Annotated in this window: 17 protein-coding genes; 13 read left to right on the top strand and 4 right to left on the bottom strand. The window is 50.4% G+C overall.

The genetic code is table 11. The features are described from left to right. Window positions 1–73 precede the first annotated feature (73 nt). From K7P76_RS29270 to mglC, 6 genes are all read left to right on the top strand, one after another. Complete coding sequence (locus K7P76_RS29270; protein WP_232189635.1) at window positions 74–1,723, top strand: response regulator; 1,650 nt, start codon at window positions 74–76, stop codon at window positions 1,721–1,723. Between the two features lie 68 nt (window positions 1,724–1,791). Then, window positions 1,792–3,483 carry a sensor histidine kinase gene (locus K7P76_RS29265; protein WP_232189650.1) on the top strand — a complete coding sequence of 564 codons (1,692 nt, stop codon included), beginning with the start codon at window positions 1,792–1,794 and terminating at the stop codon, window positions 3,481–3,483. Next, window positions 3,480–4,457 (top strand): substrate-binding domain-containing protein, encoded by a 978-nt coding sequence (locus K7P76_RS29260; RefSeq protein ID WP_232189633.1) that lies wholly within the window; start codon window positions 3,480–3,482, stop codon window positions 4,455–4,457. Before K7P76_RS29265 ends, K7P76_RS29260 begins: the two co-directional genes overlap by 4 nt. A 119-nt stretch (window positions 4,458–4,576) precedes the next feature. Beyond that, window positions 4,577–5,614 carry a galactose ABC transporter substrate-binding protein gene (locus K7P76_RS29255; protein WP_232189631.1) on the top strand — a complete coding sequence of 346 codons (1,038 nt, stop codon included), beginning with the start codon at window positions 4,577–4,579 and terminating at the stop codon, window positions 5,612–5,614. A gap of 84 nt (window positions 5,615–5,698) precedes the next feature. Continuing rightward, window positions 5,699–7,216 (top strand): sugar ABC transporter ATP-binding protein, encoded by a 1,518-nt coding sequence (locus K7P76_RS29250; protein WP_232189629.1) that lies wholly within the window; start codon window positions 5,699–5,701, stop codon window positions 7,214–7,216. Window positions 7,217–7,231: 15 nt separating this feature from the next. Continuing rightward, on the top strand, window positions 7,232–8,245 hold the full coding sequence (gene mglC / locus K7P76_RS29245; protein ID WP_232189628.1) for a galactose/methyl galactoside ABC transporter permease MglC: 1,014 nt from the start codon (window positions 7,232–7,234) through the stop codon (window positions 8,243–8,245). Window positions 8,246–8,315: 70 nt separating this feature from the next. On the opposite strand, the gene K7P76_RS29240 is transcribed toward mglC, so the two are convergent. Genes K7P76_RS29240 through K7P76_RS29230 form a run of 3 tightly spaced genes read right to left on the bottom strand, consistent with a single transcriptional unit; the run spans window position 8,316 to window position 10,565 of the window. After that, the gene (locus K7P76_RS29240) at window positions 8,316–8,780 is read right to left on the bottom strand and encodes a RidA family protein (RefSeq protein WP_232189626.1); all 465 of its coding nucleotides are present in this window, start codon (window positions 8,778–8,780) and stop codon (window positions 8,316–8,318) included. Window positions 8,781–8,815: 35 nt separating this feature from the next. Beyond that, window positions 8,816–9,946: an alanine racemase gene (locus K7P76_RS29235; RefSeq protein ID WP_232189625.1), complete on the bottom strand. Its 1,131-nt coding sequence runs from the start codon at window positions 9,944–9,946 to the stop codon at window positions 8,816–8,818. Beyond that, window positions 9,903–10,565: a helix-turn-helix transcriptional regulator gene (locus K7P76_RS29230; RefSeq protein ID WP_232189624.1), complete on the bottom strand. Its 663-nt coding sequence runs from the start codon at window positions 10,563–10,565 to the stop codon at window positions 9,903–9,905. The genes K7P76_RS29235 and K7P76_RS29230 overlap by 44 nt, the downstream gene beginning before the upstream one ends. 189 nt (window positions 10,566–10,754) lie before the next feature. Here K7P76_RS29230 and K7P76_RS29225 point away from each other — a divergent pair, with 189 nt between their 5' ends. From K7P76_RS29225 to K7P76_RS29215, 3 genes are all read left to right on the top strand, one after another. Next, window positions 10,755–14,090 carry a DEAD/DEAH box helicase gene (locus tag K7P76_RS29225; RefSeq protein WP_232189623.1) on the top strand — a complete coding sequence of 1,112 codons (3,336 nt, stop codon included), beginning with the start codon at window positions 10,755–10,757 and terminating at the stop codon, window positions 14,088–14,090. An 8-nt stretch (window positions 14,091–14,098) separates the two neighbouring features. Continuing rightward, window positions 14,099–16,603: an ATP-dependent helicase HrpB gene (gene hrpB, locus K7P76_RS29220; RefSeq protein WP_232189622.1), complete on the top strand. Its 2,505-nt coding sequence runs from the start codon at window positions 14,099–14,101 to the stop codon at window positions 16,601–16,603. 451 nt (window positions 16,604–17,054) lie between these two features. After that, the gene (locus K7P76_RS29215; protein ID WP_232189621.1) at window positions 17,055–18,497 is read left to right on the top strand and encodes a family 43 glycosylhydrolase; all 1,443 of its coding nucleotides are present in this window, start codon (window positions 17,055–17,057) and stop codon (window positions 18,495–18,497) included. Between the two features lie 418 nt (window positions 18,498–18,915). Here K7P76_RS29215 and K7P76_RS29210 read toward each other — a convergent pair whose 3' ends face one another. After that, the gene (locus tag K7P76_RS29210) at window positions 18,916–20,451 is read right to left on the bottom strand and encodes a sulfatase family protein (RefSeq protein WP_232189619.1); all 1,536 of its coding nucleotides are present in this window, start codon (window positions 20,449–20,451) and stop codon (window positions 18,916–18,918) included. A 128-nt stretch (window positions 20,452–20,579) separates the two neighbouring features. Here K7P76_RS29210 and K7P76_RS29205 point away from each other — a divergent pair, with 128 nt between their 5' ends. The 4 genes from K7P76_RS29205 to K7P76_RS29190 all read left to right on the top strand — a co-directional run bounded on the left by K7P76_RS29205 (window position 20,580) and on the right by K7P76_RS29190 (window position 26,333). Further along, a complete protein-coding gene (locus K7P76_RS29205; RefSeq protein WP_232189618.1) occupies window positions 20,580–21,452 on the top strand; it encodes an AraC family transcriptional regulator in 873 nt (290 codons plus the stop codon). Further along, entirely contained in the window at window positions 21,430–23,232 is a 1,803-nt protein-coding gene (locus K7P76_RS29200) for a cache domain-containing sensor histidine kinase (RefSeq protein ID WP_232189616.1), read from the top strand. Before K7P76_RS29205 ends, K7P76_RS29200 begins: the two co-directional genes overlap by 23 nt. Next, the gene (locus K7P76_RS29195; protein ID WP_232189615.1) at window positions 23,229–24,851 is read left to right on the top strand and encodes a response regulator; all 1,623 of its coding nucleotides are present in this window, start codon (window positions 23,229–23,231) and stop codon (window positions 24,849–24,851) included. Before K7P76_RS29200 ends, K7P76_RS29195 begins: the two co-directional genes overlap by 4 nt. A 111-nt stretch (window positions 24,852–24,962) precedes the next feature. Next, window positions 24,963–26,333 carry an extracellular solute-binding protein gene (locus K7P76_RS29190; protein WP_232189614.1) on the top strand — a complete coding sequence of 457 codons (1,371 nt, stop codon included), beginning with the start codon at window positions 24,963–24,965 and terminating at the stop codon, window positions 26,331–26,333. Window positions 26,334–26,400 lie beyond the last annotated feature (67 nt).

The following is a 26,400-nucleotide window of genomic DNA, read 5'->3' as shown; positions in this document are numbered from 1 at the left end:
TAGGTTGTCCCCATATGGTATGCTATTGCCAAAATGTAACCGCATTCTTAATTGTTGGAGAGGGATATCCGATATGTACAAATTAATTTTGGTGGATGATGAAGCAGACGTCCGCGAAGGCGTGCTCAGCGAGATCGAATGGGAAGCCCACGGCTTCCAAGTGTCCGACGTGGCGGAGAACGGTCGCGAAGCGTTGGAGATGATAGAGAAATCGGTCCCTGACGTCATTGTGACCGATATCCGCATGCCTTTTATGGACGGCTTGCAGCTTTCCGAGCAAATACGCCGTGAATATCCATCGACCAAGATCATCATCCTGACCGGCTTTGACGAATTCGAATACGCGCGCAAGGCTATCCATTTAAACATAGAAGAATTCGTGCTCAAGCCTTTTTCCGCGGGGGATTTGCTGCAAGCTCTCCAGAAAGTAAAGGGCAGGCTTGATGCCGAAATGGCGGAACGGGAAAACGTCGACACCCTGCAGGAGCATTACCGTCGCAGCATCCCCGTATTAAGGGAGCTATTTCTCGTCTCCTTAATGACGCGCAGGCTTACGGCGGCGGAAATCCGCGAGAAAACCGAGCATTACGGCATGCCGCTTGAAGGCAGCTATTACACGGTATCGATTATGCAACTTGATAATTCGGCACGAGAACGGGATACAGGCGACTCGAATAGGAACCGCTTCGATTTCGAATTGCAGAACTTCGCCGTACGCAACATCGCCGAGGAAATCGTTTCGCGGCAGGGCGCGGCAGGATACATTTTCCAGCACAATGAAACCGTCGTCTGGCTCGGTATTAGCGCGGAAACCGATGATCTCGATCAAGTGCAGAAGTACACAGCGCACATTCTCGAAGAGATTCGCCATAACGTTGATAAGTATATCAACCGCAGCATAACGATAGGGACGGGCACCATTACTTCGAAATTGTCCGATGTGAAGTACTCCTATGCAGATGCAATGGCTGCGCTCGATTACCGAATATTGCTTGGCAACAATCGCGTGATCGCCATCGAGGATGTGGAGAGACGATCTACGGCGCCGATTCGGTTCGACGAGCTGCAGGAGCAGGCGTTGCTTCGCTGTCTGAAGGTGGGTACGACAGATGAAATGGTGACGATCGTCGAAAGCCTATTCGCTCCGCTTATGATCGCGGAATCCACGGTTTCTTTCAGAGATGCGCAAATTTTCTTGCTGCAGATCGTGACCACCATGCTGAAAGCGTTGCAGGAACCGAATCGAGACAACGGTGAGCGGCAGCTGAGCGATTCCAATTGGCTGAAGGAGATGACTCAGTTCAATAGCCTTCAAGAGGCGAAAGCATGGATTATTTCCACCTGCACGGGAGTGATGACTCGCATCGCCGCCGATCGCCAAACCGCCTACCATTCGTTAGTCGAGCAGGCCAAATCCTACACTAAAGCCAATTACGCGGACAGCGAAATTTCCATCGCCAAGGTTTGCTCGCATTTGCATATAAGCGCCGGGTATTTCAGCAGTATTTTCAAACGGGAAACGAAGATGACCTATGTCAATTACTTGCTGCAAATCCGTTTCGAAACAGCGAAGGAATTGCTGCTCACGACTGATCTGAAGACATTCGAAATCGCGGAGAAGGTCGGGTATGCCGATCCCAACTATTTTAGCTTCAGCTTCAAGAAACAAGTGGGCATGTCGCCCAAAGATTTCCGTAATCGGACAAGGGGAGAGACGCCGTGAGAGGCCTCCAATTTCGGTTATACCGATTTAAGAGCATCCAATTTCTGATCGCGGCTTCCTTCACAATCATGACGGTGCTCGTCGTGTTCTTCGTCAGCCTCGTCCTTTACAACAAATTCAACCGTACCGCCGAGAACAATACTTCTTTGGGAAACCAGCAGGTTATCTACCAAGTGGCGGCCAACCTAGAGTACTACATCCGAAGTATGACCACCGTCTTTACGTCCGTTGAAGCACAAATCAAATCTAGCGGCGCACTGCCGAACGAGATGCTGAACGAGCGCCTCGACACGATTTTCCACACGCGGGAGGACCTCGTCACCATCGGGTTGTTCACCGAAACGGGGCAGCGAATGACGTCGCTTCCTTCCGCGGACATGAGATCCAATACGCATTTGACTTCCCAGAATTGGTTTCGTTCCGCCATCGAGAATCCGAACCATCTGAGCTTCTCCGTACCTCATGTCCAGAATCTATTCAAGGGCAAATACAAGTGGGTCGTGTCCATGAGCAAGGGGATTAAGCTGAAGACGGCGAACGGGCAAGAGATTAACGCAGTGCTGCTCGTCGATGCCAATTTCAAGCTGATCGACGACTTGTCACGGAGCGTTAAGCTCGGGCAGAAGGGTTACGCCTATATTATCGATGACTCCGCCGGCAACATTATCTATCATCCGCAGCAGCAACTCATTTACGCCGGCTTGAAATATGAGAACGTGGAACAAGCGCTCAAATATACGTACGGAAGCTATCTTGACGGTTCCACGGGGGAAAATAGGCTGATCACGATTCAGACCGTCAACAACGTAGGCTGGAAAATCGTCGGCGTGTCTTATATGGACGAAATCGTAACGACCCGCAAGGAGATCAGCACCTTCCTGCTATGGCTCCTGCTCTTCGTCATGGCATTCGTGCTGCTCATTACGCTATATATGTCCGCGAAAATTTCCCAGCCGATCAAACGTCTGGAGAAATCGATGCAACTCGTCGAACGGGGAAATTTCGATATTCATATCCCCATTCGGCGTGACGATGAAGTCGGACGTTTGTCCCGCAGGTTTAATCTTATGGTGAACCGAATCCGGGAGCTCATGAACCAGAACATTCACGAGCAGGAAGCTAAGCGCAAGAGCGAGCTCGAGGTGCTGCAATCGCAAATCCACCCCCATTTTCTATATAACACGTTGAATTCGGTCGTTCGTTTGGCGGGTACCGGGAAAAATGAAGACGTCATTACGATGATTACTTCGTTGTCGAGGTTTTTCCGGATCAGCTTGTCCAAGGGGGAGCATTTCATCTCCGTAGCGGACGAGCTTGAGCACATTCGCAACTACTTGATCATTCAGAAAATGCGCTACAAAAACAAGTTCGAATATGCGATAGAAGCCGATGAAGAAGCGCTTCGGTGCCGCACGCTAAAGCTTGTGCTGCAGCCGCTCGTGGAGAACGCGATCTACCACGGCATCGAGCCGAGCGCCGATGAAGGGTTTATTACGATTTCCGCGCGGGTATTGGAAGGCAAGTTATGTTTGCAAGTGAAGGACGACGGCTTGGGCATTTCCCCGGATAAGCTTAAGGATCTGCTTACAGATCCTCCTGCTCAGCATGAGGGTGGAACCGGTATCGGCCTTCGTAATGTCCATGAACGCATTCGGCTTAATTACGGAGAGGAATACGGATTGCAAATTGAGAGCGAACGCGAGGAAGGCACGACCGTAAGCGTATGGCTGCCCTGTCTGCAAGAAGGAGGGGAAATATGAGACGTTATTCGATAGCAGGTTTGTTGGGCTTGTTCGGGATTTTCTCGTTGCTCGTTTCCTGCGGGCGGGGAGGAGAAATCCACTCCATGCCGGAAACGCAGAAGGAAATCGTTCTGATCGTCAAGAGCAAGGAAGGAGAGTTCTGGAACACCGTCAAGATGGGCGCGGAAGCGGCGGCGACCGAATTTAATGTGAAGCTCATATTCGATGGGACAACGGACGAGGCGGATGTGAAAAGCCAGATCGATCTGGTGAACAAGTATTTGGCCTATGGAACGAATGGACTCATATTGGCGGCTAACGATTATACGAAGCTTGCACCATCGGTTGCCAAAGCCGATCGGCTAGGCGTTCCCGTCGTAACGATCGAGTCTGAAGTCAATTCTCCCGAGGTGCGGAGCTTCATCGGGATAGATAATTATGAAGCAGGCAGGCAAGCGGCATTGAAGATGAAAGAGTTAACGGATTCTAAAGGAAGGTTTATCATCCTTAACTTCGTAAAAGGCTCGCGAAACGCGGAGCAGCGGGAAAAAGGGATTCGGGACGAATGGGCGGCGACGCCGGGCATGCAAGTCGTAGAGTCCGCCTATTGCAACTCGGACTCCACCCGTTGCGGGGAGTTGACGAAGGAATTGCTCGATAAACATAGCGACATTGACGGAATATTAGCCTTGAACGCAGCTGCTTCGATTGGAGCCGCCGAGCAATTGCGGAGCATGCAGCGGGATGGTGAAATCAAACTTGTTGCCTTTGACAACACGCCTGAGGAATTGGAATGGCTGCAAGAGGGCATTATTCAGGCTACGTTAATCCAGAACCCGTTTAGCATGGGGTATTTGGGCGTGAAGACGGCAGTGGAAGCGATGAATAGGCAAAGCGTTCCGAAGAAGATCGATACGGGTACGAAAGTGATCGATGCCGAGAATATGTTCTGGTCCGACAACCAGAAAATGCTGTTCCCCTTCGTCCAATAAACGAGGTCAGCAGGATTTTGCTAGAAAAGAGGAGGATATTGAATTCGTTTTCATACCGGAATGAGACATAATCGATCTCGTAACGGTCCTAACAAACAGATTCGAGGAGGTCAAGTAATATGAAAAAGAAGATTATTCCGGTGCTTGTAGCGGGAGCAATGCTGGTTGCGGTGGCGGCTGGTTGCAGTAATTCGAAAAACAACGACAAAGCGGCATCGGGCGGCGACAGCAATACGATCGGGGTGGCCATCTACAAATTCGATGATACGTTCATGACCGGCGTCCGCAACGCCATCAAAGACGCCGCGACCGGCAAAGCGACGGTTGACATCGTAGACAGCCAGAATTCCCAACCGACCCAGAACGATAAAGTCGACCTGTTCGTCTCCAAGAAATACGACGCAATGGCTATCAATCCCGTAGATCGTACGGCTGCAGGCGTTATTATCGATAAAGCCCAGAAAGCGAAAATCCCGGTCGTATTCTTCAATCGCGAACCGCTGGCGGACGATATGAAGAAATGGGATAAGGTTTATTATGTAGGCGCGAAAGCGGAGCAATCCGGTTCCATGGAAGGCGAACTTCTCGTTGATTACTGGAAAGCGCATCCGGAAATGGACAAAAACAAAGACGGCGTTCTGCAATATATTATGCTGAAGGGCGAGCCGGGACATCAAGATGCCGAGCTTCGCACGAAGTTTTCCATCCAAGCGATCGAAGACGCTGGCATTAAAGTCGAGAAGCTTGCGGAAGACACGGCGATGTGGGATCGCGTTAAAGCGCAGGATAAAATGGCTACGTTCCTGTCCGCTCACGGGGACAAAATCGAAGCCGTGCTTGCGAACAACGACGATATGGCGCTTGGCGCAATCGAAGCTCTGAAAGCCGCCGGTTACTTCAAGGACAACAAGTTCATGCCGGTCGTAGGCGTAGATGCAACGGCACCTGCCTTGCAGGCTCTGTCCGACGGAACGCTGCTCGGAACCGTCCTCAACGATGCCAAAAACCAAGGCGCCGCGACTTTGAATTTGGCAGCCGTGCTCGCCAAAGGCGACACGCCTTCCAAAGACAACTCCGGCTATGACATCACCGACGGCAAGTACGTCTGGGTACCTTATAAGAAAATCACGAAAGATAATATGAACGACGCCAAGTAAGAGGATTAGGGCGGGGGGCGATCGAGGCTTGCGTCGCTTACCCCGCCTTTCTTATACCGTTAACCGCATCAGGGGGAGTGAACAATGACAACAACGCAATATTTGCTGGAGATGGAAGGGATCTCGAAGTCTTTCCCCGGCGTGCAAGCGCTGGACAACGTTACATTAAACGTTCGTCCCGGTACCGTTCATGCGCTAATGGGCGAGAACGGGGCAGGCAAATCGACTTTGATGAAATGTCTCTTCGGCATCTATTCCCCGGAAGCCGGCGAAATCCGGATGAACGGGCAGAAGCTCCATCTCCCCGATTCAAGAGCGGCTCTAGGCAGCGGAATTTCCATGATCCATCAGGAGCTGCATCCAGTTCCGCACCGCAGCGTTATGGAAAATATATGGCTTGGCCGGTTGCCGCTGCGCGGTTTTCGACCGTTCCGATTCGTAGACGGCAAGAAGATGTTCCGCGATACCGAGAAGCTCTTCAAGGAGCTGGACATGGATATTAAACCGGATACGATCATCGGCAAGCTGTCCGTTTCCAAAATCCAATCGATCGAAATAGCCAAGGCTGTTTCATACAATGCCAAAGTCATCGTCATGGACGAACCTACTTCCTCTCTGACAGGCAATGAAGTCGAGCATTTGTTCCGCATTATCGCAGGCTTGAAGCGGCGTGGAGTCGCGATTATTTATATTTCGCACAAAATGGAAGAAATCTTGCGCATCTCCGATGAAGTTACGATCATGCGGGATGGGCGACAAATCGGTACTTGGGACGCGAAGGATTTGACGACCGACCTCATCATTTCCCGGATGGTCGGACGCGATTTAACCCAGCGGTACCCGGAACGAGCGAATGTTCCCGGCGATGTTCTGCTGAAGGTGGAAGATTTCACCTCTCCGATACCGAAATCATTCCGCAACGTATCCTTTGAGCTGCGGAAAGGTGAAATTCTCGGGGTAGGCGGATTGGTAGGCGCCCAAAGAACGGAGCTGATCGAAGCGTTGTTCGGCATCCGCTCGCTATCGTCCGGTCGTTTGACGCTGCGCGGCAAGCCGATTAAGATTCGCAGGCCCGTTGACGCCATCCGGCACAAAATGGCTTTATTAACCGAAGAACGCCGCGTCACCGGCATTTTCCCCGTGTTGTCGGTGCTTGAAAATACGGTAGTCGCTAATCAGAAGCGCTATGAAAAGCCTTATTTTATACTGGAGGACAACAAACGGCGCGAAGACACGGATCGCAGTATAAACCGCTTAAGCGTAAAAACGCCGTCTATGAAAACGCAAATCAGATATTTGTCCGGCGGAAATCAACAGAAGGTGCTCCTGGCGAGATGGCTGCTGACGGAACCCGATATTTTATTGCTTGACGAACCGACTCGGGGAATCGATGTCGGGGCGAAATTCGAAATTTATACCATCATCGCGGATTTGGCCGCGCAAGGCAAAAGCATTATTATGATTTCTTCCGAAATGCCGGAGCTGCTTGGCATGTCCGACCGCATAGCGGTCATGAGCGAAGGAAGTTTGACCGGAATCGTGGACGGCGCTACCGCCACGGAAGAAGAAATTATGCGGCTAGCCGCCCAACATACGGCCTGATCGGGGGGGATCGACATGAACGTTACCGTTAAAAATACGAAAGCATTCCTGACTGACTACGCGATCTATGTCGTACTTGCCGTTCTCATCATCGGCATTACGTTGACCGATCCGTCTTTCTTATCCTTGAGCACCTTGACGAACATCCTGCACCAGAACTCGACGAAAGCGATTATCGCGTTGGGCGCAGCATTCGTGCTTATTACGGGGGGAGTCGACCTGTCCGCCGGCCGCGTCGTCGGGTTGTCCGCGGTGATCTCGGCTTCAATGGTGCAGTTGTCCGATTATCCACAGAAGTTTTTTCCTCATTTAAATGAGCTGCCTATTATCGTTCCCGTGCTGCTTGCCGTTCTTGCCGGACTAGTCGTCGGCCTTATCAACGGTCTTATCGTCTCCAAGCTTCATGTGCCGCCATTTATTACGACGCTGGGGACGATGGTTATCGTGCTGGGGATCAATTCCTTGTACTTCGATATGCCGCCGAACAATTCCCAGCCTATCGGCGGGCTTCGTTCAAGCTTTACGAAATGGGGCTCGGGTACGTTCGAGATTGGCTCCTTTAGTTTGCCTTACCTGGTCATTATCGCGATTATCGTCGCCGTCATCTGCTGGGTCATTTTCAACAAAACGAGGCTCGGCAAAAATATGTACGCGATCGGCGGCAACGTTCAAGCGGCTCATGTCTCGGGTATCAATGTCGGACGCAATCTGTTGTGGATTTATAGTATAGCCGGCGCGCTGTACGGGCTTGCGGGCGTTCTCGAAGCCGCCAAATCCGGAGGGGCCTCCAATGGATACGGCAACATGTACGAGCTTGATGCTATCGCGGCTTGCGTGGTCGGCGGCGTATCTACGACGGGAGGCATTGGAACCGTGCCTGGCGTAATGGCCGGCGTCATGATCTTCGGCGTCATCAACTACGGCCTGACGTTTATCGGGGTTAATCCGAACTGGCAGCTTATCATAAAAGGTTTGATTATCGTGTCAGCCGTGGGATTCGATGTACGGAAGTATTTAGCTAAGAAATAATGTTAAGGTCAGCAGCTCCGTGAAATAACTTCACGGAGCTGCCTGTGTATAGCGAGTTTGTGGTGTTATCTTAATCCCGGATTTCCGCGATAATTTCGATTTCGACCGGCGTGCGGAACGGAAGCTCGTTGGTACCGATGGCCGAACGGGCATGCTTGCCACTTTCGCCGAACACTTCGACGAGGAAATCCGACGCCCCGTTGATGACGTAAGGCTGGTCGGCAAATCCGGGAGCGCTGTTGACGAGCCCGAGCATCTTGACGATTTTCACGACGCGGTCCAAATCGCCTAAGTAATCTTTCAAGACAGCCAAGCAATTGATGATCGTTTGCTTAGCGGCCGCTTGTCCTTGCTCGATGGTCAAATCCTGGCCCAGCTTGCCTTCATACATCAGAACGCCATCGATCCGACAGTCCTGCCCGGATAAATAGAGCAAATTTCCCGTTCGGTTACACGGAACATAGGTGAACATCGGCTTTGGGGCGGCCGGCAATTGTATTCCTAGTTGTTCTAAACGTTTTTCGATCTGCGACATGTGTAAATCCTCCGTTTTTCTCTTCGATTATCGATTTATTCAAGCATTCCTCGGCCTAGCACTTTTACTTTCTCTATGCGCTCACCGTCAACCCAATATACGTTATTATGCAAATTTACCGTACTGCAGATATGGTTAGGGACGATTTGGATTTGTTCTCCTATTTTCCATGGCTGGTTGCCGTTTAACCGGATGACGCCATGTTCCTCCGACAGTCTCTCCAGCACGGCGTCCGGGGCACCTAGAATATGGCCAAAGCCCCGCAATTGAAGCGGTTCGGTATTCGGCTGCACGTCGGTGGCAAACGTTTTGCTTCCTCCGTCAATGACGGCGTAATTGGGGGAAGGCCTGCTTACGACAGTTGCCAGAACCGTGCCCGCGCACTGATCCAAGGTGCAAACGCCCAGCCTCGCCTGCATTTGATCCTGGAACACGTAGGTTCCCGGACGAATTTCCGTGACGCCATTTACTTCCGCAGCATATTCGGCCGTCGGGGTCGAACCCACGCTAACGTCCGATATCGGTATGCCTTGCGCTTTCATTTTCTCGGCAAGTTCGGCCATCAGGTTTCCTTCTTCGATGCCGGCGCTGCGCAAATCCAGGGTAGGCGCGCCGTTCATGAAAGCGCCGCGAAAGGTGAATATACCCGAAAGATTCAGATGGTCGAGGGCATGAATTCGGGAAGCCAAATGAAGAGAATCCTCATAGAGTACACCTGTTCTTCGCATGCCGGTATCGATTTCCAGCCGAACCTCTATAACCGCATTCGCTTTAGTCGCCGTTTGGGATAATTGCATCGCACCTTCAAGGCTGTCGATACCGACGATAAGACGGTTTACTTTGCCAGCGAGAGCGAGCACTCTTTCGATTTTGGAAGCCGTCACGATCGGATAAGCAATGAAGATATCGTCGATTCCGTTTGCCGCCATCACCTCGGCTTCGGAAACTTTCGCGACGGTAATTCCAGCGGCACCCGCTTGCAATTGCTTGCGGGCAACGGCGGGCATTTTATGTGTTTTCGCATGAGGGCGCAATTTCTTATGGTGGCGGTCGGCGATCATAGCCATATGGCGAATATTGGCTTCCATCTTGTCGACGTCGATCAATAAGGCTGGCGTTCGATCACAATACGTGTTCTCCTCCTTGATCCGAGCTTTTCGATACATCCATGTAGCTGTACAGCGAGAACTTGGAGATGTTCAAATAGGCGCAAACCTTCTCGCCCGATTTTTTGATCAGGAAAGCCCCTTTTTCGTCCAGCAGGGAAATAAATTTCATTTTGTCTTCCTTGGACATTAGCGCCACGGGCTTGCCGACGATTTCCTGCGTTTGCTGGATCAAGGTGTCTAGCAAATCGTTGACGTTGCTGACGAACGTTTCCTTTACTTCATCATTGGTTCCGAAGTTGATCAACGATTTCAGGGATTGCTCAGCCATTTTCAGATCGGTAATATCGAAGTTCATGCACAGAGAGCCGATGGGCTTGCCGCTCGCATCATGGATGTATAGCGAAGTGGAACGGAGAATCCTTCCATCCTTCGTCTGTGTCATGTAGTTAAAGCGGTTGCCGTCCTTGACGGTTCCCTTGAGCAGCTCCAGGCCGAGATTCGTTCCCGGATCGCCGGTTTTTCTGCCCGTAATGTGTCCGTTCTCGATAGCTACGATCGTACTTTCGTAAGGACGCGTTAAATCGTGAAGCACAACCTCGCAGTTTTCTCCGAACTGAGCGGCTATGCCTTTCACCAGAGATTGAAAAAAAGCCATCTCATGCTGGATGGACTCCATAGGATCTTCCTCCCGCCATACAAACTTGAATCATTCGTATCGTATCATAGCGGAAAACGAAATTAAAACAAAAAGTTTTTTCGACTAACAAAAAGTATGGTATTAAGCGTTTCTACTTAATTCTGTTATCATAAGAGATACGGCAATAGCTGAACATCTATCTTTTATTCCGAAGGCAGGAGCACGAAAATGAGCATTCAATTGACCAAACGGGTCATTAAATTACTGTGCGGCCCGTTCTCCTACGAGAGAGGAGAAACCTACTACCGCGCCAAAAAAGTGACGATTGAAAACTACGATCCCGAAAATTTAATATATGAAGCAACTGTCAAAGGAAACATCAATTATCAAGTTAACGTCGATATCGACGACAACGGGGATGTGAGCGCGACTTGCACATGTCCTGCGTTATATACCAGCAGCAAGCATTGCAAGCATATCGCCGCAGTTCTGCTGAATATCCATGATCTGCAGAACGCGGGCAGATCGCCGGTTCGTTCGTATGGTTCGAAGCTGTTGCCGGATGAAGGTTCCTCTGACGGGTCAGGGCATATGATGCCGCATTTTGCCGTTTCGACTGCGAGTTTCTCGGGAATTTCGGCCGGTGATATCGGATTGACGAATGGAATGCTGGAGTTGTTCGGAAATAAACCGGCGCGTCCAAGCCGTACAGGTTCCTTGTTCGAAACGAGGACGGCTTTGGACGTCGAGGTCACCTGCAGTCCGTTCCCTTATGGCTATCGGAAGTACATGTTCGCCATTGAGCTTAAGGTCGGTCCCAAGCGTCTCTATATCGTGCAGAAATTACGGGAGTTTCTCGACCGCGTCGATCGAAGGACACCTTTCATTTTTTCCAAAAACTTCACTTACGACCCTGCATTGCATAGCTTTGACAAAGAAAACGATGCGGTAATCCGGCAGTTGATCCAAATTTATCATAACGAAAAGATGTACCGCGAAACTTCGAGCATCTATTCCGCTCATGCGCATCATCTAAGCGGCGATCGGATGATTCTCGTTCCTCCTTCCGCGTGGGAAACGCTGCTTCCTTTGCTAACGGAGGCGCCGACGGTACAGCTTGAGCATGATAAGACCAAATATGAGGGTATTCGCATATCCGATGAACCGATCCCCCTCCGTTTCGAATTTGACCGGGCCCGGGATGAAAGCTACCAATTGGATGTCCAAGGCTTGGACCAAATCATTGTCATGGAGCCGTACGGGGTTGTCCTTTTCGAAGGAAAGCTGCTTAAGGTGCAAGCCGATCAGTGCAAGCGCCTTTCGGAGATGAAGAACATGCTCGAAAATTCTCGCAAGCAGCAAGTTCAGATCCCGCCGGAGCAAATGGAGTCATTCATGGAGAAGGTGATACCTGGTCTGATGAAGCTGGGCAGCGTTCAAATCGCCCAAACCGTATCCGAGCGTATCGTGCGGACGCCGCTAAAGGCCAAGCTCTATTTAGACCGGGTCAGGGATCGGCTGCTTGCCGGACTGGAATTCCAGTATGGAGATATTATCATTAATCCGTTGGAGGGAATCGCGGATCATAAACGCGGAGACAGTCGTATTCTCATGCGGGATGGCGAGCAGGAAGGGCGAATTCTGGAATTGATGGATCTAGCCTCCTTCGCCAAGACGGAGAGCGGGTATGTTCTGGGCGACGAAGAAGATGAGTATGACTTTCTGTACCACGTCGTACCGCAGCTGGAGAAGCTGCTCCAGGTATACGCCACCTCCGCCGTGAAAGCAAGAATCCATAGAGGACATTCCTCGCCGAAAGTAACGGTGGAAATGGATGAGCGAACCGATTGGCTGGAAATCAAATTCAATATAGAAGGAATTCCGGACGCGGACATTCGCGGCTTGTTGAAATCCTTGGAAGAAAAGCGCAAATATTATAAACTGCCTAGCGGGGCATTATTGCCATTGGAAGGCACCGATTTCGAAGAAATCAACCGCTTGATGAATGGAATAGGCATACGCAAAGGCGACAGAAATGGAACGGAGTTCCGTCTTCCGGTCGTTCGCGGGCTCCATCTGATGGATTCGGATAGGCATGGCAATGCCGTAAGGCTCGGCAAATCGTTCCGCCAGCTCTTGGACAACATGCGGAACCCGGACAATCTGGATTTTCCCGTTCCGGACAGTCTGGCTCCCGTCCTGCGGGATTACCAGAAGTATGGTTTCCAATGGCTGAAGACGCTTGCCCACTACCGTTTCGGCGGCATTCTTGCGGACGATATGGGGCTTGGCAAGACGCTCCAAAGCATCGCCTTTATTGTCTCCGTGCTGCCCGAGATCAGAAGCCAGCAGCTGCCGGCGATAATCGTCTGTCCCGCTTCCCTCATGTACAATTGGTACAATGAGCTGAAGAAATTCGCGCCGGAAATTCGGGCTGTCATCGCCGACGGCGGCAAAACGGAACGCAGCGCCGTTCTGAAGGATGTATCCGGAGCGGACGTTATCATCACCTCCTACCCGCTGTTGCGCAGAGATATCGAACTGTACGCTGAGCCGTCGTTCCATACTCTTATCTTGGACGAGGCGCAAGCATTCAAGAACCATGCGACCCAGACGGCGCAGGCGGTAAAGGAAATACAAGCCCGCTACCGCTTTGCCCTCACAGGAACGCCGGTGGAGAACGCGATCGAGGAGCTGTGGTCCATTTTCGATGCCGTGTTCCCCGAATTGTTCCAGGGCAGAAGGGCGTTCAATGATTTGACGCGGGAAGTCGTGGCCAAGAGAGTCCGCCCGTTTCTATTGCGCAGGTTGAAAACCGACGTGCTCAAGGAGCTGCCGGAGAAGATCGAGTCGCTTCAAGCTTCCGAGCTGCTGCCGGATCAGAAGAAGCTGTACGTGGCCTATTTGGCCAAGCTGCAGAAGGAAACGTTGAAGCATTTGAACGAGGACGGCTTTAATAAGAACCGGATTAAAATTTTGGCAGGTTTGACTAGACTTCGCCAGCTATGCTGCCACCCGGCTTTGTTCGTCGAAGACTACAAAGGAAGCTCGGCTAAATTCGAGCAATTGATGGAAATCGTGGAGGAATGCCGAAGCGCCGGAAAGAGGATGCTCGTTTTCTCGCAGTTTACCGAAATGCTGGGCTTGATCGGAAAAGAGTTAAGTTATCAGGGAGTATCGTTTTTCTATTTGGACGGCAAAACTCCCGCTTCTGAGCGTGTGGAGTTGTGCAATAGGTTTAACGAAGGGGAGAAAGACTTGTTCCTCATTTCGTTAAAGGCTGGAGGTACCGGACTAAACTTAACCGGAGCAGACACCGTTATTCTCTATGATCTCTGGTGGAACCCAGCCGTGGAGCAGCAGGCTGCCGACCGTGCGCATCGCATGGGGCAGAAAAACGTCGTGCAGGTCATCCGCCTCGTTACTCAGGGTACCGTGGAAGATAAGATGTATGAGCTCCAACAGAGGAAAAAGAACTTGATCGACGAAGTGATCCAGCCGGGTCAAGAGGCACTGTCTACTTTGACGGAGAATGAGATCCGAGAGATTCTGATGATAGGATGAGCATATAGATGAGCGATAGGATGGCTAAGCTGCCCATTGATTCGGTGTTGCCCGATTTACTGCAAGCGATGTCCGCGAATCGTAACGCGGTCCTTATTGCGGCGCCCGGAGCCGGGAAGACGACGCGCGTTCCGCTCGCTCTGTTGGAAGCCCCGTGGCTTGAAGGAAACAAAATTATTATGCTTGAGCCCCGGCGGCTTGCCGCCCGCAGCTCTGCTAAATATATGGCGGGTGCTTTCAGCGAGACGGTAGGCGAAACAGTTGGATACCGGGTGAGAATGGATACGAAAGCGGGTCCTCGAACCCGTATCGAAGTCGTTACGGAAGGTGTATTGACGAGAATGCTGCAAGCCGATCCCGCATTGGAAGGGATCGGCCTTGTTATCTTCGACGAGTTCCATGAGCGGAGCCTGCAGGCGGATCTTGGGCTCGCGCTTTGCCTGCAAACGCAAGCATTGCTCAGGGAAGATCTGAAGCTGCTCGTCATGAGCGCGACATTTGAGGCTCAGCCCGTTGCGAGCTTGCTTGGCGGAGCGCATGTCGTCATGAGCGAAGGACGCAGTTATCCGGTCGAGACGGTATATCGGCCGAGAGCGGCGAGCGTTCGGTTGGAAGATGCGGCTGCGCTTACGATTGAAGAAGCCCTTCGTTCGAATGAGGGAGATTTGCTTGTTTTTTTGCCGGGAATGGGTGAAATCCGTGCGGTAGAATCTAAGCTGAGAGGAAAGCTGCAGGATTCCTCTGTTCATATCTTCCCGCTTCATGGGAGTCTGACCTCGGAATCGCAGGATCAGGCTTTAATGCCTTTGCCGGCAGGACAGCGCAAGATCGTGCTGGCCACATCCATTGCGGAAACTAGTTTGACCGTAGAAGGCGTAACCGTCGTGATCGATTGCGGGTTAATGAGAGTGTCCCGATTTTCGCCCCGTACGGGGATGTCTCGGCTAGAGACGGTAACCGTGTCCAAGGCATCTGCGGACCAGCGTCGAGGGCGAGCAGGTCGATTGATGCCCGGCACATGTTATCGGCTGTGGAGCAAGGAAGAAGAACAAGGCATGACGGCGCGAAGCACTCCGGAAATCCTGGAAGCGGATTTAACCTCGCTTTTATTAGAGTTGGCTGCGTGGGGAGTGAATGATGTTGCCGAGCTGGATTGGCTGGACGCCCCTCCAGCTCCGGCGCTTCAGCAGGCCAAGGATTTACTCATTCAACTCGGGGCGTTAGACAAGAGCGGAAAGACGATTACGGCCCATGGCAAGCGGATGGCCGAGTTCGGAAAGCATCCAAGAATTGCCCATATGCTGCTAAGGGCAATGCCTCTCGGTCTGGGTAGTCTAGGTTGCGAATTAGCCGTTCTGCTAGGCGAAAGAGATTTTATTCGTTTCGAGGGCAGTGCTTCGAATTCCGATATTCGCATCCGTGTGGAGGCCCTTAGGAGCAGGGGAACTTACGCAACGGATGAGGGCGTACGCCGGAGGCTGTCGGAAGAAGTCAAGCGGTTGCAGCGTGAGCTTGGCGTTCAAGATGCGCAAGGGCAACAGAATATGCAGGAATGCGGGCTGCTGCTTGCTTTTGCTTATCTGGACCGGATCGCCCGCAGGAGAGACAATGGCAAATATTTGCTAAGCGGCGGAAGAGGCGCGGCCTTTGTCGGCGGAGAACCTCTCTCCCATGAGCAATGGCTCGTCATTGCCGATGTGGACGATGCCGGAACCGATAGCCGGATCAGACTGGCGGCATCGGTATCATTTGATCAGCTTGCGGAGCATCTGCAAGACGAAATGAACGTGGAAACAAACATTTACTGGGATTCCGATTCGAAATCGGTTCGCGGCAGAACTCGCAAGAAGCTAGGCGCCTTGCTGCTGGATGAAACGCCGCTAAGCAAACCGCCTTCCGAACGCGTGCTTCAAGTTCTGCTTGAGGGTATCCGAACGGAAGGCTTAGAACTGCTGCCTTGGACCAAAGCCGCCCGTCAACTGCAGGAGCGGGCCGTGTTCGTTCGCCATTATGATGCCTCATGGCCGGATTTGTCGGATGACGCCCTAATCGAATCATTGGAAGAGTGGCTCTCAGGTTACATAGAAGGAATGAAGAGCAAATCCGATCTGCAACGGCTGAACTTAAAAGATATGCTGGAGTCGATATTATCCTGGGAGCAACGACGCGAGCTGGAGGACAGCGCTCCGACTCATTGGACAGTCCCGAGCGGCTCAAGAATACCTATCGATTATAGCGATCTCGCCGCTCCGGCTCTTGCGGTCCGGCTGCAAGAGCTGTTCGGGCTGCCGGAATCCCCGCGGATCGCCTGCGGCCGAGTGCCGCTAACGCTGTATTTGCTGTCTCCGGCACAACGTCCCGTGCAAGTAACGCGAGACTTGGCCAATTTCTGGAGCCACACTTATTTCGAGGTGCGCAAAGATCTGAAAGGCAGATACCCTAAGCACTATTGGCCGGATAATCCGCTTGAAGCTCAGGCTACGCGAAGAGCCAAGCCGCCTGCGCAGAAGTAACTTAAGTAACTTTGCCCGCTAAAGGTTGTCCTTATATTGCTTAATTTCTCGGCCGTTCTGCTTGCTATCCCATTCCCGCTTGGCTGGCGGTACCGTTCGATTCCGAGCGCCTTGATTGGCGAATATTCCGGTTTCAGAAAAAATGAATGCAGTAAATACAGGTTGTACTTCAACTCGTCAAGTGAAAGAACATGTTTCGTTTATTAACAGGTAACATTTTCTCCTAGCCGGGGTGCCACCCCGGCTCTTTCCCTGTCTATCAACGTCTATGTAAGAATATATGACTAATTGTTCCGAAGAAAAGACAAAAGTGTTTTATTGGTAGCGGTTACAATTACATTGCAACAACGTGAAACTTGTCGTCTAAAGCCGATCGGGAGGAGAGAATTGGTTTCAAAACATTGCAGCAGCAATTCATTAAAGGCAAGCTATCATGAAGGAGGTTTTGGAGATGTGTATACGAAAACGAAATGCCGGATTGAAGACTGTCGCTTTATTCGTGCTGGTATTCTCTCTCCTCATTGGAGGATTAGCCACCGGCAATCCCGCTGAGGCTGCCGAGCAGGAGGTTGTAAATGCGAACCAATGGACCGATACGTCAGGCAATCCGATTCAGGCTCATGCAGGAGGCGTTATCAAGGAAGGCAATTATTATTATTGGATTGGAGTGGAGAGAAACAATGATGCGGGGTGGACATTCAAAAAAATCAACATGTACCGTTCCGCCGATCTAAAAAATTGGGATTTTCTAAGCACCATTTTGACGCAGAGCTCTCATCCGGATCTGAACTGGTGCAAAATTGAAAGACCCAAAATTATCTATAATGCTTCTACAGGAAAATATGTCATGTGGATGCACTATGAAGAAGGAGACAATTATAACTTAGCGCATGCCGCTATTGCGGAGAGCTCGACGATTGACGGCAACTATACCTTTATTCAACATTTTAGACCGCTCAATACACACATGTCCCGCGATTCCACATTGTTCAAAGACGATGACGGTACGGCTTACTTCATTTCTGCAGCGAATGGCAATGCAGATTTGAATGTATATCGTCTTTCATCCGACTATTTATCCATTGACTCTTTAGTTGCGACATTATGGCCCGGCAGCTACCGCGAAGCTCCTGCCATGGTGAAGAGGAATGGATATTATTATCTTCTGACCTCTGGCGCCACCGGATGGAATTATAATCAGGCCAAGTATGCGTACTCTTCGAATATCGCAAGCGGTTGGTCGAGTCTGATTAATATCGGAAGTCCGTCAACCTACGAGAGTCAGGGGAATTATATTCTTCCTGTTGCCGGAACAAATGGAACCAGCTATCTGTATATGGCTGATAGGCATGCGGGAGCTTTCGGTGAGCACTTTAATTTTGGCAAGTATGTTTGGCACGAAATCCAGTTCAATAGCGACACCAATCTGATAATGACTTGGTATCCAAAGCTTTCCATTGACACTTCAACGGGGATCATTGACAAAGCAACCGGAAACCTTGATACAGGTGTGGGTATTAAGAAAGATTTTGGCTCTGACAACACCTATTTCAGTATTAGCTATTCCGGCGAGTACCTCTATATGAATACCGTGAAAAGTGTAGAATCAACATGGGAAAAAGTGAATGTCGACGGCACGTACTTTCACCTCAAACATAAGAGTACCGGAAAATATTTGCATAATGATCCTGCTATAAACAACAAGCTGAATCTGGTCGGCACGCAATGGACAGGTCCGAATGTACAATGGAAATTAGTAGATGCTGGCAATGGCTATTACCGAATCGAGCATAAAGCATCTGGAAAATGGTTGCACTCGTGGAATTATGGCGCGAACCTTACCTTGCAGCCTAAGACTAAAACCGGAGACGGAACGATGTGGCTGCTGGACTGACAAGTAACAAACTTAAATGGTGAGGGGCAGTCCTATCAGGCTAAGGATTGACCTGAGGGACTGCCCTTTCTTTTTGAAATAATGTTCTATCATGTCGCTATACGGACGTAAACTTGCTCCTCGTGAGCTACATTTAATAAACATGTTCTTTTACAAGGCTAGCTGAAGTATAACCTGTATTTACTACAGTCTTTATTGTCTGCAACCGGGATAATCGCCAATCAAACTGTATCTGCTACAGGCGTTCTTCCCAAATCGGCTAAAATCACTCAAGCTAATCAAAAACACCTGCACTTTTTGCAGGTCATCGGCTAAAAACGCAACGTCCGGCGGAAACACCTGTACTTTTTGCAGGTTGTCCCTGATTGTAGTGTAGGTAATATTCTCATTTTTTCGTACCTGCGCGACTTCTCCAAGCTTATGCGTGCCAGATTCTCGGCATCGGCATCGACTCCTTGCCAAGCTCGGCCCAAATATACTTCAGCATTAGAGAGGATTTCAATTCCGCATAGGCGGGATCGTCCCAAAGATTGTTAAGCTCATTCGGGTCTTCCTGCAAGTCGAATATTTCACCGTAGGTCTGATTGTAATAGATCGTGATTTTATAACGGTGATCGACGTAGGTTTTTTGATGAATCGTGGTGGCTTCATGCCGAAATTCGCAGATGGCATGGTCTCTGGCCGATGACGCAGTTCCTTTCCAAACCTCGCTTTGATCGAGGCCGGTCATGGCATGAGGGACAGGTATACCGCATAGCGACAAAAAGGTGGGAGCCAGATCGACCAACGATTGGATCGCTTCGGATGTTCTTCCGGCCGGTACGTGTCCAGGATAACGAACGATAAACGGCAGCTTGATCAAATCCTCATAATGGAAGCCGCCTTTGGCCTGCAAACCGTGCTGGCCGAAGAAATGGCCATGATCCGTTGTAAAGACGATGATCGTGTTGTCGGCAAGCCCCAACTCATCGAGCTTGTCAAGAATTTTGCCGATATAACGATCCATCATGCTGATCATGCCGTAATAGGTTGCGACCAGCTTCTTCTTGTCATATTCCGTAAGCTTCGGCTTCCCGCCATATTCGTAATTGCGATGGGAACGATACCCGTGAATCCCGTAACCGCTCTCGCGCAGATGGGAGAAGTCCGGATGATCCTCCTGGGTCATCCCGAAATGCGGGGGATTTTTGTCATGCTCTCCGGGAACAAGCGACGGTATAGTCAAATCGTCAGGATCATACATCGTGTCCCATGGTTCAGGCACCAAGTACTCGGGATGCGGATCAAAAAAGCTGGACCACAGGAAAAAGTGATCCCCGTCGGTCCGGTACTGCTCTAGAAGGTTATTCGTACGTTCCGCGATCCAAGTATTGTAATGAAACTGCTCGGGTATCGGCCATTTATAGGTTAGGGTCGGATCCATCGTACCGGTCGGCGGCAGGAAGTAATCCCGCCAGTTGGTGCAGCCTTTCTCCTCCAGCCACAAAGCGTAATGTTGGCCGACATGGGCTTCGTTCGTATGATTGCGTGCAAGCTCCACATGGTCGAACCCGTAAAACGGCTCATCGAATTGTTTCCACAACTCCAGATCCTGCAAGATGGGGTAAGCTTCCAGGGAAGGATACTCTTCGGTCGAACGCAAAGGTTGAAAATGCGCCTTCCCGATCAACGCAGTCTTGTAACCGGCTTTGCCGAAATCTTCTCCGACGCAATGGCGGTCTTCCAGCAATTTGGTTCCAAGCGTCCAAGCTCCGTGTTGGCTGGGATACATTCCGGTTATGATGGAAGCACGGCTTGGCGTACAGGTCGGATTCGGACAATAAGCCCTCGTGAAGGTTGTCCCTTCGCCAACCAGTCGGTCCAAATTCGGGGTATGGATCTCGCTGTTGAACGCGCCGATCGTATCCCAATGCTGCTGGTCGCTCGTGATCAGCAAAATGTTCGGTTTTTTCATAGATGGATATCGCCTCCTGCTTTGATTATAGAGAAACCGCTATTGAAGGAGAATGGCATAGTGTATGATAGATTTATCATTTTGTCTGGTTGATACGCCTATTCCCGACAAGTAAGGGAGGAACGAAGATGAAGGATTACGGCCAAGAAATCGCTGAGTTTCTTTACTATACGCCGGGCCAATTGGATAAAGAGGGGGCGTTCTGGCCCATTCGGGCAGGAACGACCAGAGCCAAGCCGGGGTATTGTGCGGGGCCCAAGAAAATTGAAAGCTACAGTATACATTTTGTCAGGGAAGGAAAGGTGCTTTTGGAATACGGAGACAAGCGGATAACATTGGTCTCGGGGGATATGTTCTGCTTGTTTCCGATGCGTACCTATACTTACCGTGCAATCGACGGTATGCAGGAACCTCAGATGAGCTGGCTGGTCATCGACGGTCCGGGCGCGGAACGAATGCTGAGGCTCGCGGGTTTCAGGCAGGAAACGCCTTTCGTGGTGGGAGGATGGACGCGGACGGTTCAAAGAACGTTGGACAGGATCATGAACCTCATGAGGAAAGACGCTCACCCCCCCATATCCTTGCCCCTTGAGATGCAAAGTCATCTTTACAAGCTCTTTGCGATGCTGGCCAATGAGATGACAGACGCTCAAGAGAAGGAGTCCACGGATTGGTTAAAACGAAGTATGGACTACATGGATCTCCATGCAGCGGAAGGCATATCGGTTCAACAGGCGTCGGAAGTCGCGGGCGTAAACCGAACTTATTTTTCTGCTGTTTTCACAGAGAAAACGGGGATGACGCCAATCATGTATATTACGAAGGTTCGGATGGACAAAGCAAAGCGATTGCTTGAGAATACGCGGACTTCCATAACGGAGATCGCTTACACGCTCGGTTACTCTTCATTGTATACCTTTACAAGGACGTTCAAAAATCGTTTTTCTCTTACCCCTACCGATTATCGGAGGTTGCGCAATGTGGAACCGGTTGTTCAATAAAAAAAGCAGCGTTCAACGGAAAATATTAGTTTCTTTTTTAGGTCTGATCATATTTCCTTTGGGTTTGTTCAGCTATGCTTCCATGTCCGTATCCAAAGAAACCATTCGTAAAAAGGAAATATCGTCGAGTTTAAAAACGCTCGAATTAATAGCCGATAAGCTGAATATTATGGCTTCGGATCTGACGGCCATCTCGAATTTATATTTTGCCAATAGCAGCCTGTATGACCTTCTGAAGCCCCCGCAAGGGTTGGGAATCTATGAAGAGAATGCGAAGAAAGACTTCTTGATCAAAACGATGATTAACTACAAATATGCCTACACGTGGATGGATTACAATACGACTCTTTTCGGAAAGAACGGGTTTGAATTGCACACCTATTACGAAGGAAGAAAAATCGGACTGGATTCGATCAAGAATGAGCCGTGGTATGCGGAAGTGGTTAAGGCAAACAGCGGAATCGTATGGGTATCCGACCCGTCGCCGAAGCTGATTCCCACCGTTGACGATGACCATTTCGTCTCGGCCGTCCGCATTCTGAAGGACTTCGAGAGCGGGACTATGCTGGGCATATTCTTGATCAGCGTCAGCGAAAGCTTTTTGTACAAGCAATACGGCAATGCGGTTCAGGATTATGAACAAGTCCTCCTCATCGACGATAAAGGCATCGTTATTTCCGCACCCGACAAAAAAATGATAGGCCAAGCGATCAGCAGCTTTGGCGAGAGGACGAACAAATTAGCGGATGAAAGCGGACACTTCACTACCAAGGTGAACAAGCGCAACATGCTGATTACCTATGATTCAGTGGGCAAAACCGGCTGGAAGATCATCGCCTACACGCCTCTCAAGGAATTGTATGCCGATATCGGCAAAATCGAGAGATTGACCATCCTGCTCTTTTTATCCGTGTTGGCTATCTCGATCCTAGTGTCCTATTTCATCGCCCGAAGGCTTTCCATTCCGATCCAACGGTTGTTTACGAGCATGAAGAAGGTTGAAATGGGAAACCTCAGCGAACGTTCGGACGTGACGGGGGAAGACGAAATCGGCGAATTGGCCCGTAAATTCAATCGTATGGTGTCCCGTATCGAGGATTTGCGCGATCGCGTCTCGGCGGAACAAGAGATGAAGCGAAAGACGGAGTTTCGTGCGCTTCAATCGCAAATCAATACCCATTTCCTTTATAATACGCTGGCCTCTATACGATCCATGCTCATGATTGACCCGCCGGAGAAGGTGGATGCGATCATCGTTGCGCTCGTGCGGCTTCTCAAGAAAACATTAACGGAGAAGGGCGAGTTCATTCCGATCGCGGAGGAGATGGACAATTTGCGCAATTATATACGGATTCAGGAAGCGCGGCAGCATGAACATCTTCGGGTCGTATTTGAGGTGGACGAGCAAATCATGCATCTGAAGACGTTAAAGCTTCTGCTGCAACCGATCGTGGAGAATGCCATCTTCCACGGCATCGAACCGAAACCGACTCCAGGAACAGTCCTGATTCAAGGGGAGTTATCAGATAACAAGGTTTGGTTTCGTATACGCGACGACGGGGTCGGATACTCCGGTTTTCCTCCTTCCGATACGGAGCTAGACATTACGGAACTTGTCCTTGAGCAGAGCGCAGGAATGGGGCTGCGCAACATCCGGGATCGGATTCGTTTGCATTACGGCGCGGGCGGCGAATTGTCCGTTATTTCACGGAGTGAAGGCGGGACGGATGTCGTACTGAGCATACCCGCGATTATGGATCCGGAGGAATTGAAGCTATGAATATTCTGATTGTCGACGATGAAGCGCAGATTCGCCGTTGGTTCGAGGCGCTGGTAGACAGAACGGATCTTGGAGTCAAAGTTTCGGGTACGTGCGGGAACGGAAAAGAGGCACTGGAATTTTGCCGGGCGAACCAGGTGGATCTGGTCATCACCGACATCAAGATGCCGATCATGAACGGTCTCGAACTGATCAGGCATCTTTCCGCGGAGCATCCGAGTATACGGACGTTGATCTTGAGCTCTTATGATGAATTCCAATATGCGTCGGAGGCGTTGAAGCTGGGTGCGGCCGATTATATTTTGAAGGCTGAAGTGACGGTTGACGGGCTGCGCGAAGTGATTCGGACAATCCAAACCCGGATGGAATCGGAGCGTCAGAGGAAAGAAGAAGTCTATACTCTGAAGAGCACGCTAAATGAAAATCAATATGCTCTTCGCGCCATCTATTTTAAGGATCTGATCAGAGGCCATCCCGCAGCCCTTCATGAATTCCGCAGCAAAATGACCGGGTTCCGAATCGTTCTGGCTGACAAACATTTGATGATGATGACGGTGAGCCTCGATGATTATCCGAATTGTTTAAGTCATGCCAAAATCCAGACCCCATTGCTGCTGGATCTGGCAGTAATCAATATTATGGACGAGACGATCCGGAATGAGACGGGCGGCGGTTGCAGCTTCCTGTACCAGGAAAATGTGTTTGTCGTCATGTGCAATGCGGGCAGCCTTATCGGAAAGTCGAGCCGGGAGGAATCCATTCGTCATGCCCATCGGATATCGAACAACCTTCAGGAGTTTCTTCAAGTTCCGGCATCGGTAGGCATTAGCGAGCCATACCCGGATTTGTCCCAATTAGAACGACAGTTCAGGGAATCCGCAGAAGCGCTTCGTCAGAAACGGTTTTACGGCAAACGAAATATCGTATGGTTTCCGGACTTGAAGCTTGTCCATTCCAACAATCAGCGCAAGGATTGGCATCCCGTTGTGATCGATATCTCCTATCATGTAGAGATGGAGTCCTACGAACGGGCGCTTCAGGTCTTGCTTTCCTATATGGCAAACAATTTGCAGACGAAAGAATCATCGGAAAGTAGCTTCAAAGCTTTCTGTTTGGAGCTTATTTACACGATCCTGCAAAAAATACGAAAAATCGAGCAGCAGATCGACCGGCTTGCCCGCTATAATTCGGCAACTTTGCATGAAGAATTAAGCGGACTTCATACGTTCGAAGAAGTAAAGAACTGGCTGCTCAGAATTGTCACCGAGCTATTGAAGGAAGCAAAGAAGCTTCGTCCGTCCTACAGCGAACCGATCCGCCAAGCCTTTCGTTATCTGAATTCCCAATTTGCTGAGGATATTTCTCTTCAACAGGTGGCCGACTACGTCCATTTAAACAAAACGTATCTTAGCGAACTGTTCAAGAAGGAAACCGGGATTACCTTCAACGATCATTTGACGCGAATCCGTATCGATAAGGCCAAGGAACTCATTATAGCCGGGGAAGAGAAGATGGGGGCGCTTGCGGAGCTCGTCGGTTATCCCAATGCCAGCTATTTCACTAAAGTATTCAAGAAGACGACCGGAATGACCCCGCTTGAATATAAGCAACGAAAATAGAAGCAAATCAGCCGAATATATGGACAAATCCGAAGATCGGGTGCTCGTATACTTATACCAAGGCAGTCAAAGCTGCCGACGACAATAGCCGATAAAAGGATGGGTCACTGCATGAAAATGTGGAAAAAAATCGCGCAAGGGATATCGGCGGTCAGTCTGCTCGCCATATTGGCCGCATGCGGATCGAATGGCAACTCTACCACCGGTCCCTCGAATTCCGCAAGCCAGCAAAGCACTTCTTCCGCTTCTCCATCAGCGAAGGAGACGCCAACCGGGGAAACGGTCGAAATTACGTTCGCGAACTGGATCTCGGTCGAAGAAGGTACGAAGGAAGCTTATAATCAACTGATTGCGGATTTCGAAGCCAAGAATCCGAATATCAAGGTCAAATCCCTAGGCATACCGTTCCAGCAATTTAAGGATCAGGTTCTGGTTAACTCGGCGGGCGGCAATGCTCCGGACGTATCGATGGCCAACCAGAACTTCACGGCCGCTTTCGTCGGAGCGAAAGTCGCGGCGCCGATCGAGGATTGGGTAGGGGCAGAAATTGTGAGTGACATTGTGGAAGGAAGTAAGTCAGGCGTTACGTATAACGGAAAAGTAATGGCTATGCCTTGGGCGCCGCATCCGAATGCTCTGTTCTGGAATAAAGCTTTGTTTCAGAAAGCGGGATTAAGCCCTGAGAAACCCCCGGCGACATGGGACGAAATGACGGAGATGGCCAAGAAAATCGCGGCGCTCGGCAAAGACGAAGCTGGTAATCCGATATATGGAATAGGAGAAAACGCGGCGACGGATTCGTATACGGGCAACATGCTGCTGAGGGCAACTCTGACGTACGGCGGCAAGTTCATCGATGAGAAAGGCACCATCGTATGGGATCAAGGAACTGCGCTTGGGGATACGCTCAACCATATCAAAGATCTGATAAGCAGTAAGGTATCTCCCAAAGGCTCGGATATGAAATCTCTACGCGGCATGTTCGCTAACGGTACGTTAGGAATGTTAATCGACGGGGATTTCGGGCGAACGAATTTCCGGAAGATGAGCGGCAAGGGAGAAGCCTTCGATAAAGAGTGGGGAGTTACAGTCGTACCCGCGGGTAAAACAGGCCGAAGCGAAACGGTATTCACGGAGCATCAATTGATCATTACCGAAGGCGGAAAAAACAAGGAAGCGGCAGCCAAATTCGTGACATACCTCGTATCCAAGGATGCCATGCTGATCTATCATCGGTTGAACGGCGTCATGTCTTCGCTTAAATCCGTATCCTCGCTGCCGGAAATGAACGAGGATGAGTACGCTAACGTGTTCAACGAGCAAATGAAGACGGCTTCTCCGTTGCCGGCTTCCAATCCCAAGTTCGATAACGCCATGAAACAAGCATCGGACATGATCGTGATTACGACTGACGCCAACAAAAGCGCGGAAGAAGCGATTACATTAGTGATGCCTAAGATCAAAGAACTGTACAATCAATAACAGTCGGATGGTTGCAAGGAGGGGGCAGTCCGTTGAGGCTGTCCTTTCCCTTATAAAGAAACAAACA

Origin of the sequence: Cohnella silvisoli (genome assembly GCF_021190915.1) — a bacterium.
In the GTDB taxonomy this organism is placed as follows: Bacteria; Bacillota; Bacilli; order Paenibacillales; family Paenibacillaceae; genus Cohnella; species Cohnella silvisoli.
This window is presented reverse-complemented; position numbering and strand designations above follow the sequence as displayed.